Raw genomic sequence first — 16,460 nt, 5'->3', positions numbered from 1 at the left:
TTTTTCGTTTTTTTTTACGTTTTTAATTTAAGGGCGGGGGAAGAGTGGGGAAAATAAATTTTGCTATTGCCAGTACTATTAGGTATCTTCAAGGTGATCTTTTCTTTTAAATCAAGGTAAAATAAACAAAAAATCAAGCCTGAAAATATAAAGTTTAAAAACTACCTCAAAGTGCCGTTCTACAGCCCGAGCCGTTCGCCTTTCAGGCTCAATTGGCGGACTGTTGCCACTTTACTTTTTCGTTGTTTTTTCTTTAAGGGCGGGAGAGGAGTGGTGAAAGAAACTTTTGTTCTTGCCTATACTATTAGGTATCTTGAAGGTGATCTTTTCTTTTGCCTTGATGCAAAAGAAACAAAAGATCAAGCCTGAATATTTTTATCCAAAAATCATCGGACAAATTTTTCTATCGCGACCCCAGCCGCTCGTGTTTCACACTCGACTCGGGGGTCACTCCCTTCTGCCAGCGCTTAAATTCTTACCGTGATTTTTTTGGTTAAAAATATATGGGCGGTCCCAAGAGGAATTAAAGAAACATTTGTTCTTGCCGGTACTGCTTGGTGTCTTGAAAATGATCTTTTCTTTTGCCTTGATGCAAAAGAAACAAAAGATCAAGCCTGAAAATAAAAGCTTAAAAACTACCTTGAATTGCCGTTACGTGCCCCGAGCCGTTCGTCCTTCCTCCACAAATCGCGGACTGCTGTTACTTTACTTTTTCGTTGTTTTTTATGTTTTTTCTTTAAGGGCGGGAGAGGAGTGGTGAAAGAAACTTTTGCTATTGCCAGTACTATTAGGTATCTTGAAGGTGATCTTTTCTTTTGCCTTGATGCAAAAGAAACAAAAGATCAAGCCTGAATATTTTTATCCAAAAATCATCGGACAAATTTTTCTATCGCGACCCCAGCCGCTCGTGTTTCACACTCGACTCGGGGGTCACTCCCTTCTGCCAGCGCTTAAATTCTTACCGTGATTTTTTTGGCTAAAAATATATGGGCGGTCCCAAGAGGAATTAAAGGAACATTTGTTCTTGCCTATACTATTAGGTATCTTGAAGATGATCTTTTCTTTTGCCTTGATGCAAAAGAAACAAAAGATCAAGCCTGAAAATTCAAAACTTAAAAACTACCTCAAAACTATGTTCCGCAGCCCGAGCCGTTCGCTTTTCAAGCTCAACTCGCGGACTGCTGCCACTCCGTTTTTTCGTTGTTTTTTGACGTTTTTAATTTAAGGGCAGGGGAAGAGAGGTGTGAAAAGCGTTTATGGAGTTATTATTATTATTATTATTATTATTATTATTATTATTATTATTATGTGTAGTTCTATCACATTTTTATTAAACGTATTGATATCTTTCTTTAAAGATCAGGGCTAAGTAATTAGTTATGGCGCTTATAATTAAGTGTTGCAATACTTTGAAATTTCAGTGAGCTCCCCAATCATTAGGGACTTAAAGTTGATAATAATTTAGTTCTACAATTCAGTACCTGGTTGAAGCAGGATTAAAAGTAATTATTTCTTATATTTGAACTCTTTTTCCATCGTTGAAAATAATATTTAAATTCCTTACCATTGAGTAGTAGTACCAATAAAAATGTGAATCAGTATCTTTCTGAAATCTTTTTAAGAGGAAATCTTAGGACGAATGTACATAATATGGGATATTTGCCCCGTTGGATAATCATATCTATTGATTTTGTCGTACTGCTGTTGGCTTTCTTTTTTACTTTTCTCCTTTTCAAGGGAACGGGATTAGAGTACATCATAACTTCACATACGGTTGTTTTTTTGTTTTCTTTTTTTGGAATCAATCTGTTTTTTTTCTGGTTGTTCCGAACCTATTCGGGAATTATCAGGCATTCATCTAACATTGACGCGGTTAAATTGTTGTTTTCACAATCGGCAGTTTTAATCATTTTTTTAGGTTTTAATTTTTTGCACCAGATTATCGTTGGTGAAAAAGCCTTTTTGAACACGGCTATTTTTATTAATATCGTCTTGTCTTTTTGTGGTTTGTTTTTGTATCGTGTGGTGGTGAAACAGACTTTTGAGCTTTATTTTTCAGAGAAAAAAAATGATCAGCTGATTCGTACCGTTATATACGGAACCGATGCCAACGCAATATCAGTTGCCAATGCCTTGAAATTTGAAACTCCGTCCCGTTTCAAAATCGTTGGATTTGTAGATAAAAAAAATAAGAATGCTTCTAAACGCATGTTGGATCTTCCAATCTTGGTTCAAAAGAAAAAATTACCTGCCTTGATGCGTTCCGTAGCAGCGGAGGGAGTTATTATCGCCGATAAAGGGTTGTCTAAAGAAGAGCAGCTTATCATAGTAGACCAGTGTTTGGAATACAATTATAAGGTGTATTCGGTACCCTTAATATCTGACTGGGAAAATCAAAAAGAGATTTCGCAAAAGGTAAAAACCATACAGATTGAAGATTTATTAGAAAGAAAACCCATTGTACTGGATAACCTTTCGATTTCAAAACAGTTGAAAGGTAAGGTAATCCTGATTTCGGGAGCGGCGGGTTCTATAGGGAGCGAAATTGTACGTCAAGTGTTGCTTTTTGATCCTAAAAAAATTATTATTTTAGACCAGGCGGAAACTCCTTTGCACCACCTGAAGCTAGAAACCGACGGCATTACTACCCATTCTAAAATACGCACAGTTATAGGGGACATTCGTAATAGAGCAGCGATGGATACGGTTTTTGCATCTTATAAGCCCGATGTTGTTTTTCATGCGGCAGCTTATAAACACGTTCCGTTAATGGAAAATAATCCCTGTCAAGCTATTTTTACCAATATTATGGGGACTAAAAATGTGGCAGATTTATCTTGTATGTATGGCGTAAAAAAATTCGTCATGGTTTCGACTGACAAAGCGGTGAATCCAAGTAATGTGATGGGTGCCAGCAAAAGAATTGCAGAAAAGTATGTCCAATCTTTGCAGTTGAAAGCGCTACAGGAAAACGGATTGAATGCTACAAAATTCATTACTACCCGTTTTGGTAATGTATTGGGTTCCAACGGTTCAGTTGTTCCTTTGTTTACTAAACAAATTGCCACAGGCGGACCTCTAACGATTACACATAAAGATATTATTCGGTATTTCATGACTATTCCGGAGGCTTGTCAACTAGTTTTAGAGGCAGGAGCTATGGGAAATGGTGGTGAAATTTATATTTTTGACATGGGAAAACCAGTTAAGATTATTGATTTGGCTCGCAAGATGATTAAGTTAGCGGGATTTATTCCAGATAAAGATATTAAAATCGAGATTGTTGGTTTGAGACCTGGAGAAAAACTCTATGAGGAATTGCTAAACGATACTTCCACTTCGATTCCGACGCACCATGCTAAAATCATGATTGCCCAAGAAATACAAGAAGAGTTTGAGTCTTTACACAACGATATTAATGAATTGATTCGCTTGGCTGATTTGTTCTCCAATGATGCTATAGTGGCGCAAATGAAAAAGATTGTTCCTGAGTTTAAAAGTATGAATTCGGTTTTTGAAACGTTAGATCAGAAGAATTAATTTTTATTAAGATTGGTTTATAAAAATGTTATTCAGCTGTTTTACTGTTTTTTGAAGATTAGGAACATAACAAGGTTCGCTCTGCGAACTTTGCTGAAATATTAAGAATTTTTTGGCCACAGATTAAACGGATTTAGCGGATTTTCACGGATTAAAGAAATAGAATTTGCCCGCTCTGCGTACTTTTTTGAAATATTCAGAGTTTTTTAGCCACAGATTATACGGATGTAGTGGATTTTCACGGATTAAAGAAATAGAGTTGGCTCGCTCTGAGAACTTTGTTGGAGATTGTTGTTGCTGATTTTGAACACAGATTTCACAGATTGAAAGAGATTAATTTGTACTGCTTTGTATAATTTCGAGAATTTTATAAGATTGCTGTTCTAAGGTTTTTTTGCTAGTTTTGAAGGTGAAAAAAATGGTTATTGCAAATTAATTGTTCAGAGTTTCTTGAATCTTTGCAAGAAAAAATGATTATCAGATTGTGCTAAAAAATATTAATTATCCATTATTCAATCTATTTGATTATTTTGGGCACAGATTTGTCACTGCTTTATCGTTTTAAATAGGAAAGCTTTTTGTTGTAGGTGTGTTTTTTCAACAAAGTAGTTTACGTTGATTCTTAGACTCTTTTAAAAATATTAAATAAAACTAATTATATCCAAAGGGTTAATGTTTATATTTGCCCCCTAAAAAAAATAAAAATTACATGAAATACTTTTTTTTACTAAAAAAAACAATTCCATTTTTCTTTTTAGTGTTATTGTTCTCTTGTGCTTCGAAAAAAGACATGATTTATTATCAAGATATTGATACTTTAACCGCACAAGAAAAATCACCTTCTTACGAAATTAAAATTCAACCCGATGATTTATTGATGATTTCAGTATCTGCAGAAGATCCTGAAATTGCTAAAGCTTTTAGTTTAAATACATCAAGTGAAACAACTGCTGGAGCCAGTGCCGGATCTGTTTATTTGGTAGATGCTAATGGCTTTATCGATTTTCCCACTTTAGGGAAGATGAAGGTGAGTGGATTAAGCCGCACTGAAGTTCTTCAATTGTTGGATGGTAAATTGTCTCAATACATTAAAAAACCTATTGTCAGTCTTCGAATCACTAATTTTAAAGTTTCGGTACAAGGAGAAGTAGTTGCCCCTGGTACTTTTCCAGTGTCTTCTGAGCGTATCACATTGATTGAGGCCTTGACTATGGCAAAAGATCTGAGTGTTTACGGTAAACGTAATAATATATTGATTATCCGCGAAGTTGATGGTGTTAAAACATTTAATAGAGTTGATATCACTAGCGCTAGTTTCATGAATTCTCCATTTTATTATTTGGCACAAAATGACGTAGTATATGTAGAGCCCAACCAAAATAAAATTAATGTTTCAGCTGTGAATCCTAGTACAGGTTTAATATTTTCGGTTATTTCTATCTTGATCACTTTGACCACATTAATAATTACTACTTCAAAATAAATCGCTTTCATGGAAAATAATATGTCAAATGACAATCAAGAACAGGACTTTCAAATTAGAGCTATATTCGATCAATATGCTTCTCATTGGAAATGGTTTGTTTTAGGAGTATGTATCACTTTGTCTGGAGCCTATCTTTACCTGCGCTACACCATACCACAATACCGTGCTTCAACAACTATATTGATGAAAGACGAAAAGAAAGGCGGTATGTCTTCTGAGTTAGCTGCTTTTGCCGACATGGGTATTGGAGGCGGGAAAAACAATATTGATAATGAAATTGAAATACTCAAATCCAGAACCTTAATTGAAAATACGGTTCGCAAAATGAATTTGAATATTGCCTTTGTTGTCGAAGGAAAAATACTGAGTACAAATTTATATAAAGGAGCACCTATTTTAGTCAATTTTATAGATCAAAAATCAGATTTTTATTCTAAATCGAGGGCTTATCAATTTTTACCTATTTCCGCAAATACCTTTGCTCTGGAGGATTTAAGCGGTGAGGGTATTATTTTGCAACCTAAGAAAGAATATAGTTATGGTCAACCCATCGCAACTAAATATAGTACTTTGGTTATTAATAAATCACTCAAAAATGCTCCTGCCAATTTAGAAAATAGTAAGCCAATTCAGATTACCATCAGTCCGCTTGAAAATGTAGCCGGAAGTTTTAGATCGAGATTGGTTGTTACTCCATTAAGTAAAACGAGCAGTATTGTTGAACTTTCTCTAGTGGACCCCGTACTTGAAAAAGCGGAAGATTTTTTAGACAATTTGGTTCAAAATTATAATGCCGAAGCTGCCGCTGATAAAAATTTTATTTCTGAAAATACGTCTCAATTTATTGCTAATCGACTGGCTTTGATTACCGATGAGTTAGATGGTGTTGAGAAAAGTGTAGAAAATTTTAAAAATAGCAATCAATTAACTGATATTGAAACGGAAGCCAAGCTTTTTATAGAAAGTTCCAGTGAATATGATAAGTTAGGAGTTGAAGCTGATATTCAATTGAATATTATTTCTTCAATGCTTGACTTTATTAAAAAAAGTAAAAAATCAGACTTGTTACCTACCAACATCGTCAGCGGAGAGGCAACTGAGTTGATTGGTTCCTACAATCAATTGGTTTTAGATCGTAATCGTATTTTGAAATCGGCTACCGAGGCGAATCCTACCGTGATTAAAATAGATGATCAACTTTCCTCCTTAAAATCAAATGTAGCCTCTAGCCTGAGTCGCATGCAATCTAACTTGAATATTCAAAAAAGAAATTTGAACAGTCAGGAAGGACAGTTTAATAGTAAAATTAGTAAAATACCGGTTCAGGAACGTAAATTCAGAGTCATAGCCCGACAACAAAAAGTAAAAGAAGAATTGTATTTGTATTTGTTGCAAAAAAGAGAAGAAACTGCTATTTTACTAGCCGCTACAGAGCCTAATGCCAGGGTAGTAGATGCAGCCAAAGGGTCTACAGCTCCAGTTTCACCTAAAAAAAATATCATTTATTTAGGTGCGCTATTATTAGGGATTTTGGTTCCTTTTGGAATCATCTATTTGATGGATTTATTGGATACTAAAATAAAAAGTCGTTTGGATTTAGAGGGGAAAACATTAATTCCTTTCATAGGAGATGTTCCTACTTCTGATACTCCTTCGGAAATTATAAAATCAGAAAGCCGCACCAGTTCGGCGGAGGCGTTGCGCATCATTCGAACGAATTTAGAGTTTATGCTCAGTAAAGTATCCGAGGGTCAGGCTAAAACCATTTTTCTGACATCAACTTTTCCTAAAGAAGGTAAGACTTTTGTTTCGGCTAATCTAGCTGCCACATTTGCACTTTCCGGTAAAAAAGTATTGCTGATTGGAATGGATATCAGAAACCCAAGATTAGATGAATATCTGACATTGCCAGACCGTGGAGTGACTAATTATTTGTCGTCCAAAAATTTAGTTTTAGAGGATTTGATCGTTAAATATGACGGATTTGAAGATTTCCATGTGCTTCCTGCTGGAGTTATACCTCCCAATCCTGCTGAGTTGCTAATGAACAAAAAAGTGGATACACTTTTTGAAATCCTTAAAAGTCAATATGATTATATTATCGTCGATACTGCTCCGGTAAGTTTAGTGACTGATACGCTATTGATTGCGAAGCATGCGGATTGTTTCATTTACGTAGCACGAGCCAATGTTTTAGAGAAGCGAATGCTGAATATTGCCAATACCCTATACAAAGAACAAAAATTACCCAACATGTGCCTGTTGCTTAACGATACCGATTCAACTAAAGGTTATGGTTATGGTTATGGTTATGGTGTCAAAGTGGAAAAAGAACCTTGGTATAAAAAATTATTCTGATTTCAGTTTTTTGTTGAGTCAGTTCGATTGCGCTAAAAAGTTTACAAGATGTTTTTATTTTGTAAACTTTTTTTTATTTAATATATTGAATTGTTGTAGAATTCACAGTTTTTGTTCTTTTTGATGCAATTAGGTTTATTTTTGCCGCAATTAAATGTTTGAGTTTGTTATTGTTACTAAAGTGTGCATTAAAAAATACATTTTTGTTTTATATTTCCTACTGAAACGATAGATTTTACTATATTTTTACTCTAGCTTTGTAAAAATTTTGAAAGTTTGGTAATCTGCTATGTGGATTGCGGCGGCGGAGCCGTATCCTATCGTTAAAATAAAGGATTATAATTACCACTTACAGCTGATTACGCAAAATTATTACCCATAAAATTTTAAAATAATTATGAAAAAAATACTTATTGCAATTGTATTTGTTTTGTCACTTCTTTCTTCTTTTGTTGTTTCGGCTCAGGATTTGTTCACTGGGACTGATTTAAGCACCATTCAGGTTGATAATTTATCCAATGCAGATATTGTTAAGTTGAAAAACCAATTGCAAGCCAATTCTATTTCTTTTGCGCAAGCAGAACAGTTGGCTCTTTCCAAAGGAATGTCGGCTACCGAATTCGGGAAATTACGAATCCGATTGGAGAATGTTACGGGAACTTCTAATTCAGACAGTAGCAATCCTAATACCAACGGAACCGTTGATGCTAAAGAACTGACCCGTAAACAAGAGAAAATTATTAATACTAAAGTTAAAGATACCTTGAACGCGCTAATTTTTGGATCGGAACTGTTTGATACACCTACATTGAATTTTGAACCCAATTTAAAATTAGCCACACCTGTAAATTATGTTTTGGGACCTGGCGACGAGCTGCAAATCAGCGTTTATGGTGTACAAGAATTTAATGCTTCGGTGCCTGTCACAATGGAAGGTAAAGTAAATATTCAATATGTGGGCCAGATTCCAGTTTCAGGAATGACAATAGAAGCAGCTACTCAAAAGATTAAAGGTGCTATTGCACGGGTTTACAGTACAGTTGCCTCAGGGCAATCGCAAGTGGGTGTCAGTTTGAGTAGGATTAGAACAATCCGAGTAACTATTATAGGGAGCAAACAGCCAGGAAATTATTCTATATCTTCTTTGGCTACGGTTTACAATGCATTGTTTTTGGGGGGTGGTCCCGGTAAAAATGGAAGCTATAGAAATATCGAGTTATTGCGTAATAATGTTGTGTATCGCAATGTCGATCTTTACCGTTTTTTAGTAAATGGTGATCAGTCCGATAACGTAGGGCTGAAGGACAATGATGTAATCCGTATTCCAGCCTATAACCAAAGAGTTACAGTTGAAGGACAGGTGAAACGTCCCGGGATTTTTGAAATGAAGAGAGGGGAAGTTTTTTCGGAGTTACTTACTTTTGCTTCCGGTTTCAATGAATTGGCTTACACTGCCTCTGTAAATGTGTTGCAAAAAACAAATAAAGAATTTAAAGTTCGCGATATCAAGGAATCTGAGTTTGGTGTGTACCAACCGCTTTCTGGAGATGTATTCCGAGTTTCTAAAATTTTAAACCGTTTTGAAAACCGAATTAAAATAGAGGGTGCGGTATTTAGACCTAACACTTACGCTTTTTACGAAGGAATGCGTATTTCGGATTTGGTAGCTAAAGCAGATGGTTTAAAAGAAGATGCGTATAGTAATCGGGCACGAATCATAAGACTTCAACCGGACCTGACTACAGAAATTGTCAATGTGAATTTAGCAAAAGCGCTTAGCGGTGATTTAGAGGCTGATATTCCTTTAAAAAGAGAGGATGTGGTAACTGTTTATTCTATTTTAGATTTTGAGGAAGAGTTCGAGATTACTATTGACGGTGAAATTAAAAAACCTGGGGTATATCAATATTATGATAATTTGACGCTGAATGACTTATTAGTTCAGGCTGGTGGCTTAACGGGTTCTGCTTCTAAAAGAGTTGAAGTGGCGCGAATGATTGTTTCTGAAAATATTGATGATACTAATCCTAATAAAGCAGAATTGTTTAATATCGAAATTATTGCGGGAAATAACGAGCAGGCTAAAAACTTTGTATTACGTCCTTTTGATGTAGTAAATATTCGTAAAATGGCGGTATATGATAAACCAGAAATGGTTACGGTTTCCGGTTCAGTACATTATGCCGGAAAATATGTTTTGGCTAATAAAAAAGATCGTGTTTATGATGTGATTCAAAGAGCAGGAGGATTAACCTCTTTGGCCAATATTGAAGGAGTACGCATAAAAAGACCTATTCAGGCCAAGCAAATTGAAGATTTGGAAAATGTGAATCTTAATTTAGGTAAAAGAGACAGTGTTCAAAACAAACTAGAGAAGAAATTAAAAGAAGATTTGAAATATGCCACTATTCCTGTAAACTGGAAAGCTATTGTTAAAAATACTAAAAGCAGTACTAATGTCACCTTATTTCCAGGAGATGAAATTGAAGTAGTGGCCTTTAATGAAGGGGTAAAAGTGACTGGAAACGTGTTGTTAACTTCTGAAATTCCTTATGATAGCGGAAAGGGATTTAATTATTATTTAAATGCCGCGGGAGGTATTGACGCTAAAGGATGGAAGAAAAAGGCTTATATTATTTATCCAAATGGTAAAGCGGCAGTAGCACATTCTTTCTTGTTTATTAGATCTTATCCCAAAGTATCCCCAGGATCTCAAATTATTATACCAGAAAAACCGGAGACAAAGAAAATGAGTACTGGTGAGTTTGTCAGTATTGCGGGAGTATTAGCGAGTCTGGCAGGTATTGTAATTGCATTGATCAGGTAGTATTGGTTCGTTTATAGAGTTCTGTACTATTTTTTATTTGTTGAATTTATTAGGCATTTTTCAGCAAGCAAGAGTTGGTTATAGGAATTCGTAAACTCGAGTAGTCTGCTAATATCTATAAATATGCAAAGGGGTGCAGAATTCTACAGAACTTTTGTTTTACATTTTTTTAATACTAAAATACAAACAAGCGTAAAATCTTGACACAATGAGCAAAAATTCAGCAAACGAGGAAATAACCTTGAAAGAATTACTGGAAAACGGAGCAGCCTTGTTCCATTATTTGCTGTCACAATGGAAGGTTATTTTATTGGCAGTAATTTTAGGTTCAGTATTGGGTGTAGGTTATTCTTATATAAAGAAGCCTGTTTATACTGCAACTTTATCATTTGCATTAGAAGATGAAAAATCAGGAGGCGGCGGTTTAGGAAGTGCGCTTGGTTTAGCCAGTTCCCTTGGATTAGATCTTGGCGGTGGCGGCGGCAGTGTTTTTTCGGGTTCCAATTTGACCGAATTGTTTAAATCACGAGCCATGGTAGAGCAAACTCTGCTCAGTGCTGTTGTGGTAGATGATAAAAGTATTTCTCTTGCAGAAATGTATTTGCAAAATGAAGGATGGAGAGCGAAATGGGATGAAAGCCCTAAATTTAAAAACCTTCAGTTTTTAGTGGAAACCCCACGAAAGGAATTCACCAGAGTGCATGACAGTATTCTTGGGGTGATGTATTATAATTTATCACAAAAGGGACTATCTGTTGCTCAAAAGGATAAGAAAATAGCAATAATAACAATTGATGTAAATTCAACTAGTGAGTTATTCGCTAAGTATTTTACAGAGGCCTTGGTTAAAGAAGTTTCGGATTTTTATGTCACTACAAAAAGTAAAAAGGCACGTCTTAATATGGATATCCTTAAACGCCAGACAGATTCAATTCGCGGCGAACTAAATGGAGCCATAACCGGTGTAGCTGTGGCTAATGATAATACTTTCGGCTTAAATCCTGCTATGAATGTACGCCGAGCGCCTTCAGCACGAAGACAAGTAGATGTTCAGGCAAATACAGCGATATTGACAGAGTTAGTGAAACAAACGGAATTGGCCAAAGTAACTTTGCGTAAAGAAACCCCACTGATTCAAGTAATTGACACACCTATTTTGCCATTAGCCAAAGAGCGCTTTGGGAAGGCCAAAGGGATTGTTTTAGGTGGTTTTTTAGGTGGTTTTTTGATAGTGTTTTTTTTAATTTTAAAAAGATTAATTAAGAATATCTAAGTCTTTTTCGATAATTTTTGCTTTTGCTTAGCGTTTTAAGTTGTGATTTTTTAGATGCGTTGCAGCTCTCAGGTAAAGCCTAATATTAGTTCGAGAAATATTTAAAAAAGTATACTTCAGCTCGTTTTGCATAAAAAAGTAGGTACAGGGTATTGCTGATCAATTTGTGAGATCTGCGAAAGTTATACAGTAGACTGACTAAAAAAGAATCAGAACTGCGTATTTAACGTAATTTTTATTTCTTATTTTTTTTTGTGAGTTAACTATTTTATCAAAATATTACACTTCTCTTTACTTTGAATTTATGGGATTAATTGCTTTAGTAAAAATATTGTTGCTTTTTTAACGCAGCATAGATTTAAAACTAAATTATAAAACTAGATCTTCAGTAGAAGAAAATAAAGTAAATGTCCAGAGCCTTTAATGCTATTACTGGATTGTCAAAAGTGGTTAAAATACATTATTTACAACGTGCTGTATGTTGTTTTACACTATTTTCAGCAATAAAAAAGGTATGTGAAACAACTTAAAAAAATGAAATAACCAAATATTTTTTTGTAGATTAATTTTCTAAAATTAGTAGCGTGTTTCTATACGTTTAAAAAATATAAATTGAATTTAGCCAAAGCGTTAAATAAATACCCATTATTCATGTTTAAAGATAAAATTTTATTAATTACTGGTGGTACAGGTTCGTTTGGCAGTGCCGTTTTAAATCGTTTTTTGCATAGTGATCATTTTAAAGAAATACGTATTTTTTCACGTGATGAAAAAAAACAGGATGATATGCGTAATTTTTATAAAAATGATAAAATTAAGTATTTTATTGGAGATGTAAGAGACTACAACAGTATTGAATATGCAATGAGCAATGTGGATTATGTGTTCCATGCCGCAGCATTAAAACAAGTTCCATCATGCGAATTTTTTCCAATGCAAGCAGTTAAAACGAATGTAGAGGGAACCCAAAATGTTATTCGAGCAGCGGCATCCAATAAGGTCAATAAAGTAATCTGCTTATCGACAGACAAAGCTGCTTATCCTATCAATGCGATGGGTATTTCTAAGGCTATGATGGAGAAAGTTGCTGTAGCTGAGGCCCGTAATCTGACTGATACAACAGTTTGTTTGACACGTTACGGAAACGTAATGGCGTCAAGAGGTTCTGTAATTCCGTTATTTTTATCTCAAATAGAAAAAGGTGAAGTATTGACGATAACTGATCCTAATATGACTCGTTTTTTAATGTCTTTAGAAGAAGCTGTTGAATTGGTACTGTTTGCCTTTGAACACGGTAATCCAGGTGATTTATTTGTCAACAAAGCTCCTGCGGCTACAATAGGTGATTTAGCAGAGGCGGTTTGTCAGCTAAAAAACGCAAAAAATGAGATTAAAGTTATCGGTACCCGACATGGAGAAAAGCTTTATGAGACTTTATGTACACGAGAAGAAATGATGAAGGCAGAAGATATGGGAGACTTTTATCGCATTCCTGCTGATAATCGTGATTTGAATTATGCGAAATATTTCTCAGAGGGTAAAGAGATTCAACCTGAAATCGAGGACTATAATTCACATAACACCATACGTGAAAATGTTGAGGGAGTAAAAGTTTTATTACGGAAACTAGCCCTTTTTCAAGAGTAAGTATATGATTGAAAAAATAATTGGAAATTCTTTTGTCGATGAAAGAGGAACTTTACTCTATAGTAATGAACTTGATCTATCGGAGATAAAACGGATGTATGTTATAGAAAATAAAGATTTATTAATACAAAGAGCGTGGCAGGGTCATCGTATTGAAAAAAGATGGTTTGTTGCGGTTAAAGGTAAATTTTTAATCAAGTTAGTGAAAATTGATGATTTTGAGAATCCTTCGGATGACTTAGAAGTCCATTCAATACTAATAAATTCGGAAGTATTAGAAACTGTTGCTGTTGCAGCGGGCTATGCTTCCTCTATTCAAGCTTTAGAAGTCGGTTCTAAATTGATTGTTTTTTCCAATTATAAAATTGGAGAAGTTGATGATAATTACAGGTATAATCCAACACGCTGGAAATAAGTATGAAAAAATTAAAAGTAGTTACCATTTTAGGCACGCGTCCTGAAATTATACGTTTAGCAGAATGTATCAAAAAATGTGATCTTTATTTTGATCATGTTTTAATTCACACTGGACAAAATTACGATTACGAGCTCAACGAAATCTTTTTTGAAGACTTAGGGCTAAGAAAACCAGATTATTTTTTGAATGTTGCTGGAAATCATTTGGGAGAGACCATAGGAAACGTAATTTCAAAGTCTTATGAGGTTTTAGCGAAAGAGCTCCCTGATGCTCTTTTAGTTTTGGGTGATACGAATAGTGTGTTGAGTACTATTGCTGCAAAACGATTGAAAATACCAATTTTTCACATGGAAGCCGGTAATCGTTGTTTTGATCAAAATGTACCAGAAGAAATTAACCGTAAGATTTCGGATCATATCAGTGATATTAACTTAACATATACGGAGAACAGCCGTCGCTATTTGTTAAGCGAAGGTTTTCGAAAAGACCATGTGTTTGTAACGGGTTCCCCTTTGAAGGAAGTATTAGTAAAATACACAAACGAAATTTCGAACAGTGACGTTGTTGCTCGTTTGAATTTAAAAGAGCAACACTACATTGTGGTCAGTGCTCATAGAGAAGAAAATATTGATTTAGACAATCACTTTGAAATTTTGGCAGATTCTTTGAATCAGGTGGCTGAAAAATATCAAATGCCTGTTATCTTTTCTACACATCCTCGTACCAGAAATCGAATTGAAAAAAATAAGATTAAATTTCATCCTTTGATTTCGAATGTACCGCCTTTAGGTTTCTTCGACTATGTAAAGTTACAAAAAAGTGCTTTTGTTGTACTTTCTGACAGCGGTACAATCAGCGAAGAATCGGCTATGATGGGATTCCCAGCGGTCAGTATTCGAACAAGTACAGAAAGACCTGAAGCAATAGATGCCGGGACGATCGTTTTAGGTGGCATAAGCAGTGATCAAGTTTTGAATGCTATAGCCATTGCAAAGGGTTTGTTTGACGCGGAGATTGAATTACCACCTTCGTATGAGGTTACAAATACTTCTGCTCGTGTAGTTAAAGCTATTCAGAGTTATACATCCATTGTTAATAAGGTGATTTGGAATAAATAATTTATTAAATGAAAAAATTATTAGTAATAGGAATCAAGGGCATGGCAGGACATATACTGCATCGGTATTTTAGTGAGCAAAACGTGTATGATGTATACGGTTTAGCCAGAAATATTGAGTCGAGTGCTACTTTATTCAATGTAGATGTTTCAAATACCGATCAATTGCGTTCGCTTTTTGAAAAGAATCAATTTGATTATGTTGTGAATTGTATTGGAATTTTAAATAAAGATGCAGAAGACAATCCGTCAAAAGCTATTTGGTTTAACAGTTATTTTCCTCATTATTTAGAAGAAATAACAAAAACAACACTGACAAAAGTAATTCATATTAGTACTGATTGCGTTTTTTCAGGAAAGGAAGGGTCTTACACTGAAAATGATTTTAAAAATGGAGTGGGTTTCTATGCGCAGTCGAAGGCGCTAGGTGAATTAACTAATACGAAAGATGTAACGATTAGGACTTCAATAATAGGCCCGGAATTGAATCAAAACGGTATCGGTTTATTTCATTGGTTTATGTCGCAAACAAATCACGACTATTTGAAAGGATTTACCAAAGCTTATTGGTCTGGTTTGACTACTTTGGAACTAGCGAAAGTTGTTGAAGCTATCATTGATCAGAATATTGTTGGTTTGATACAAGTAGCGCCATCAACCAAGATTGATAAATTTGCTTTACTCACTTTAATTAATGCTATTTACAAAAATAGTGCTCTGGAGATTGAACCCTCCGACAGTTATCATGTTGACAAAAGTTTAGTGAGTATTCGAACTGATTTTGATTATCCTGTTCCAGATTACGGCCAAATGCTGGAAAGTCAAAAGGAATGGATTTTAGCACATCCAAGTTTATATGCTCATTATTTATAAAAAACAGTATGATTTCTGTAGTAACAGCGTATTATAATCGAAGGAAATTACTGATGCGTACTTTAAATAGTATGCAGTCAAATTATGGTATAATTGATTTTGAATTTATTGTTGTCGATGACGGGAGCGATGAGTCAGAACGTTTGGAAGATTTGCCGAAAATTTTTGCTTTTTTAAAAGTTATTCGGATCGAAAAATCAGATAAATGGTATAGTAACCCATGCATTCCTTTTAACAGAGGATTTGAAGCCGCTACTGGAGATAAGATTATACTTCAAAATCCGGAGTGTTACCATTTTGACAATATTTTAGAATACGTAGACCAGCATCTTAAAAAAAACGATTACTTAAGTTTCGCCTGTTATTCTTTAGATAAGCAATATACGGACGATGATCAATTGTTTTATGACAGAGATTTAATTACTTCACTCATTGATAATAATGCACATATTGTCCAGACAGACGGTGGTTTAGGATGGTATAACCATTCCAAATATCGTCCAGGTGCTTATCATTTTTGTACCGCTCTTATGACCAGTGATCTAGTTGATTTGGGCGGGTTTGATCCTAGGTATGCTTTAGGACATGGATATGATGATGATGAATTAGTATTCCGAATTCAACAAAAAAAAATGAATATCAAATTTTTGGACACTCTTAAAGTAATTCATCAAAACCATTATGTCAAGCAAGTAACCGTTGACGAACAAAAAGAAAAGTATCTAAATGAAAAAGCTTCCAGAAATAAAAGCATTCTTGAGAACATAACCAAAAATTCAGGTCATTACAGAGCTAATTTTATCACCATAGGAAGTTATCAGCAAGCCAATCAATCGTATTTTGTCCAGACTCTAAAAAACCATTTACTTCAAATCGGCTATGTCATTAAAAGAAAATTTTAAAAATGATAACGGACTCTTC

The 16,460-nt window shown here is 34.8% G+C and carries 10 protein-coding genes; all 10 read left to right on the top strand.

The window, feature by feature from the left end:
- Nucleotides 1-1,650: 1,650 nt before the first annotated feature.
- The 10 genes from IWX80_RS11120 to IWX80_RS11075 all read left to right on the top strand — a co-directional run bounded on the left by IWX80_RS11120 (nucleotide 1,651) and on the right by IWX80_RS11075 (nucleotide 16,441).
- The gene (locus IWX80_RS11120; RefSeq protein WP_196853612.1) at nucleotides 1,651-3,540 is read left to right on the top strand and encodes a polysaccharide biosynthesis protein; all 1,890 of its coding nucleotides are present in this window, start codon (nucleotides 1,651-1,653) and stop codon (nucleotides 3,538-3,540) included.
- A gap of 709 nt (nucleotides 3,541-4,249) precedes the next feature.
- Nucleotides 4,250-5,023: a polysaccharide biosynthesis/export family protein gene (locus IWX80_RS11115; RefSeq protein WP_196853503.1), complete on the top strand. Its 774-nt coding sequence runs from the start codon at nucleotides 4,250-4,252 to the stop codon at nucleotides 5,021-5,023.
- Nucleotides 5,024-5,032: 9 nt separating this feature from the next.
- The gene (locus IWX80_RS11110) at nucleotides 5,033-7,384 is read left to right on the top strand and encodes a GumC family protein (protein ID WP_196853502.1); all 2,352 of its coding nucleotides are present in this window, start codon (nucleotides 5,033-5,035) and stop codon (nucleotides 7,382-7,384) included.
- Nucleotides 7,385-7,781: 397 nt separating this feature from the next.
- Nucleotides 7,782-10,211 (top strand): SLBB domain-containing protein, encoded by a 2,430-nt coding sequence (locus IWX80_RS11105; RefSeq protein ID WP_196853501.1) that lies wholly within the window; start codon nucleotides 7,782-7,784, stop codon nucleotides 10,209-10,211.
- Nucleotides 10,212-10,419: 208 nt separating this feature from the next.
- Entirely contained in the window at nucleotides 10,420-11,484 is a 1,065-nt protein-coding gene (locus IWX80_RS11100) for a Wzz/FepE/Etk N-terminal domain-containing protein (protein ID WP_196853500.1), read from the top strand.
- 651 nt (nucleotides 11,485-12,135) lie between these two features.
- On the top strand, nucleotides 12,136-13,131 hold the full coding sequence (locus IWX80_RS11095) for a polysaccharide biosynthesis protein (RefSeq protein WP_196853611.1): 996 nt from the start codon (nucleotides 12,136-12,138) through the stop codon (nucleotides 13,129-13,131).
- A 4-nt stretch (nucleotides 13,132-13,135) separates the two neighbouring features.
- Entirely contained in the window at nucleotides 13,136-13,546 is a 411-nt protein-coding gene (locus IWX80_RS11090) for a sugar epimerase (protein ID WP_196853499.1), read from the top strand.
- Nucleotides 13,547-13,548: 2 nt separating this feature from the next.
- Complete coding sequence (gene wecB / locus IWX80_RS11085; protein ID WP_196853498.1) at nucleotides 13,549-14,667, top strand: non-hydrolyzing UDP-N-acetylglucosamine 2-epimerase; 1,119 nt, start codon at nucleotides 13,549-13,551, stop codon at nucleotides 14,665-14,667.
- Between the two features lie 8 nt (nucleotides 14,668-14,675).
- Nucleotides 14,676-15,539, top strand: coding sequence for a dTDP-4-dehydrorhamnose reductase family protein (locus tag IWX80_RS11080; protein WP_196853497.1), 864 nt, complete (start codon nucleotides 14,676-14,678; stop codon nucleotides 15,537-15,539).
- Between the two features lie 8 nt (nucleotides 15,540-15,547).
- A complete protein-coding gene (locus IWX80_RS11075) occupies nucleotides 15,548-16,441 on the top strand; it encodes a glycosyltransferase family 2 protein (RefSeq protein ID WP_196853496.1) in 894 nt (297 codons plus the stop codon).
- Nucleotides 16,442-16,460: the final 19 nt, after the last annotated feature.

Source organism: Flavobacterium sp. CAN_S2 (assembly GCF_015752255.1).
Classification (GTDB): domain Bacteria; phylum Bacteroidota; class Bacteroidia; order Flavobacteriales; family Flavobacteriaceae; genus Flavobacterium.
This window is presented reverse-complemented; position numbering and strand designations above follow the sequence as displayed.

Bases quoted from the DNA above. Each gene is read 5' to 3' on its own strand.
- IWX80_RS11120 (WP_196853612.1), top strand. From the start codon at position 1,651: ATGGGATATTTGCCCCGTTGGATAATCATATCTATTGATTTTGTCGTA.
- IWX80_RS11115 (WP_196853503.1), top strand. From the start codon at position 4,250: ATGAAATACTTTTTTTTACTAAAAAAAACAATTCCATTTTTCTTTTTA.
- IWX80_RS11110 (WP_196853502.1), top strand. From the start codon at position 5,033: ATGGAAAATAATATGTCAAATGACAATCAAGAACAGGACTTTCAAATT.
- IWX80_RS11105 (WP_196853501.1), top strand. From the start codon at position 7,782: ATGAAAAAAATACTTATTGCAATTGTATTTGTTTTGTCACTTCTTTCT.
- IWX80_RS11100 (WP_196853500.1), top strand. From the start codon at position 10,420: ATGAGCAAAAATTCAGCAAACGAGGAAATAACCTTGAAAGAATTACTG.
- IWX80_RS11095 (WP_196853611.1), top strand. From the start codon at position 12,136: ATGTTTAAAGATAAAATTTTATTAATTACTGGTGGTACAGGTTCGTTT.
- IWX80_RS11090 (WP_196853499.1), top strand. From the start codon at position 13,136: ATGATTGAAAAAATAATTGGAAATTCTTTTGTCGATGAAAGAGGAACT.
- wecB (WP_196853498.1), top strand. From the start codon at position 13,549: ATGAAAAAATTAAAAGTAGTTACCATTTTAGGCACGCGTCCTGAAATT.
- IWX80_RS11080 (WP_196853497.1), top strand. From the start codon at position 14,676: ATGAAAAAATTATTAGTAATAGGAATCAAGGGCATGGCAGGACATATA.
- IWX80_RS11075 (WP_196853496.1), top strand. From the start codon at position 15,548: ATGATTTCTGTAGTAACAGCGTATTATAATCGAAGGAAATTACTGATG.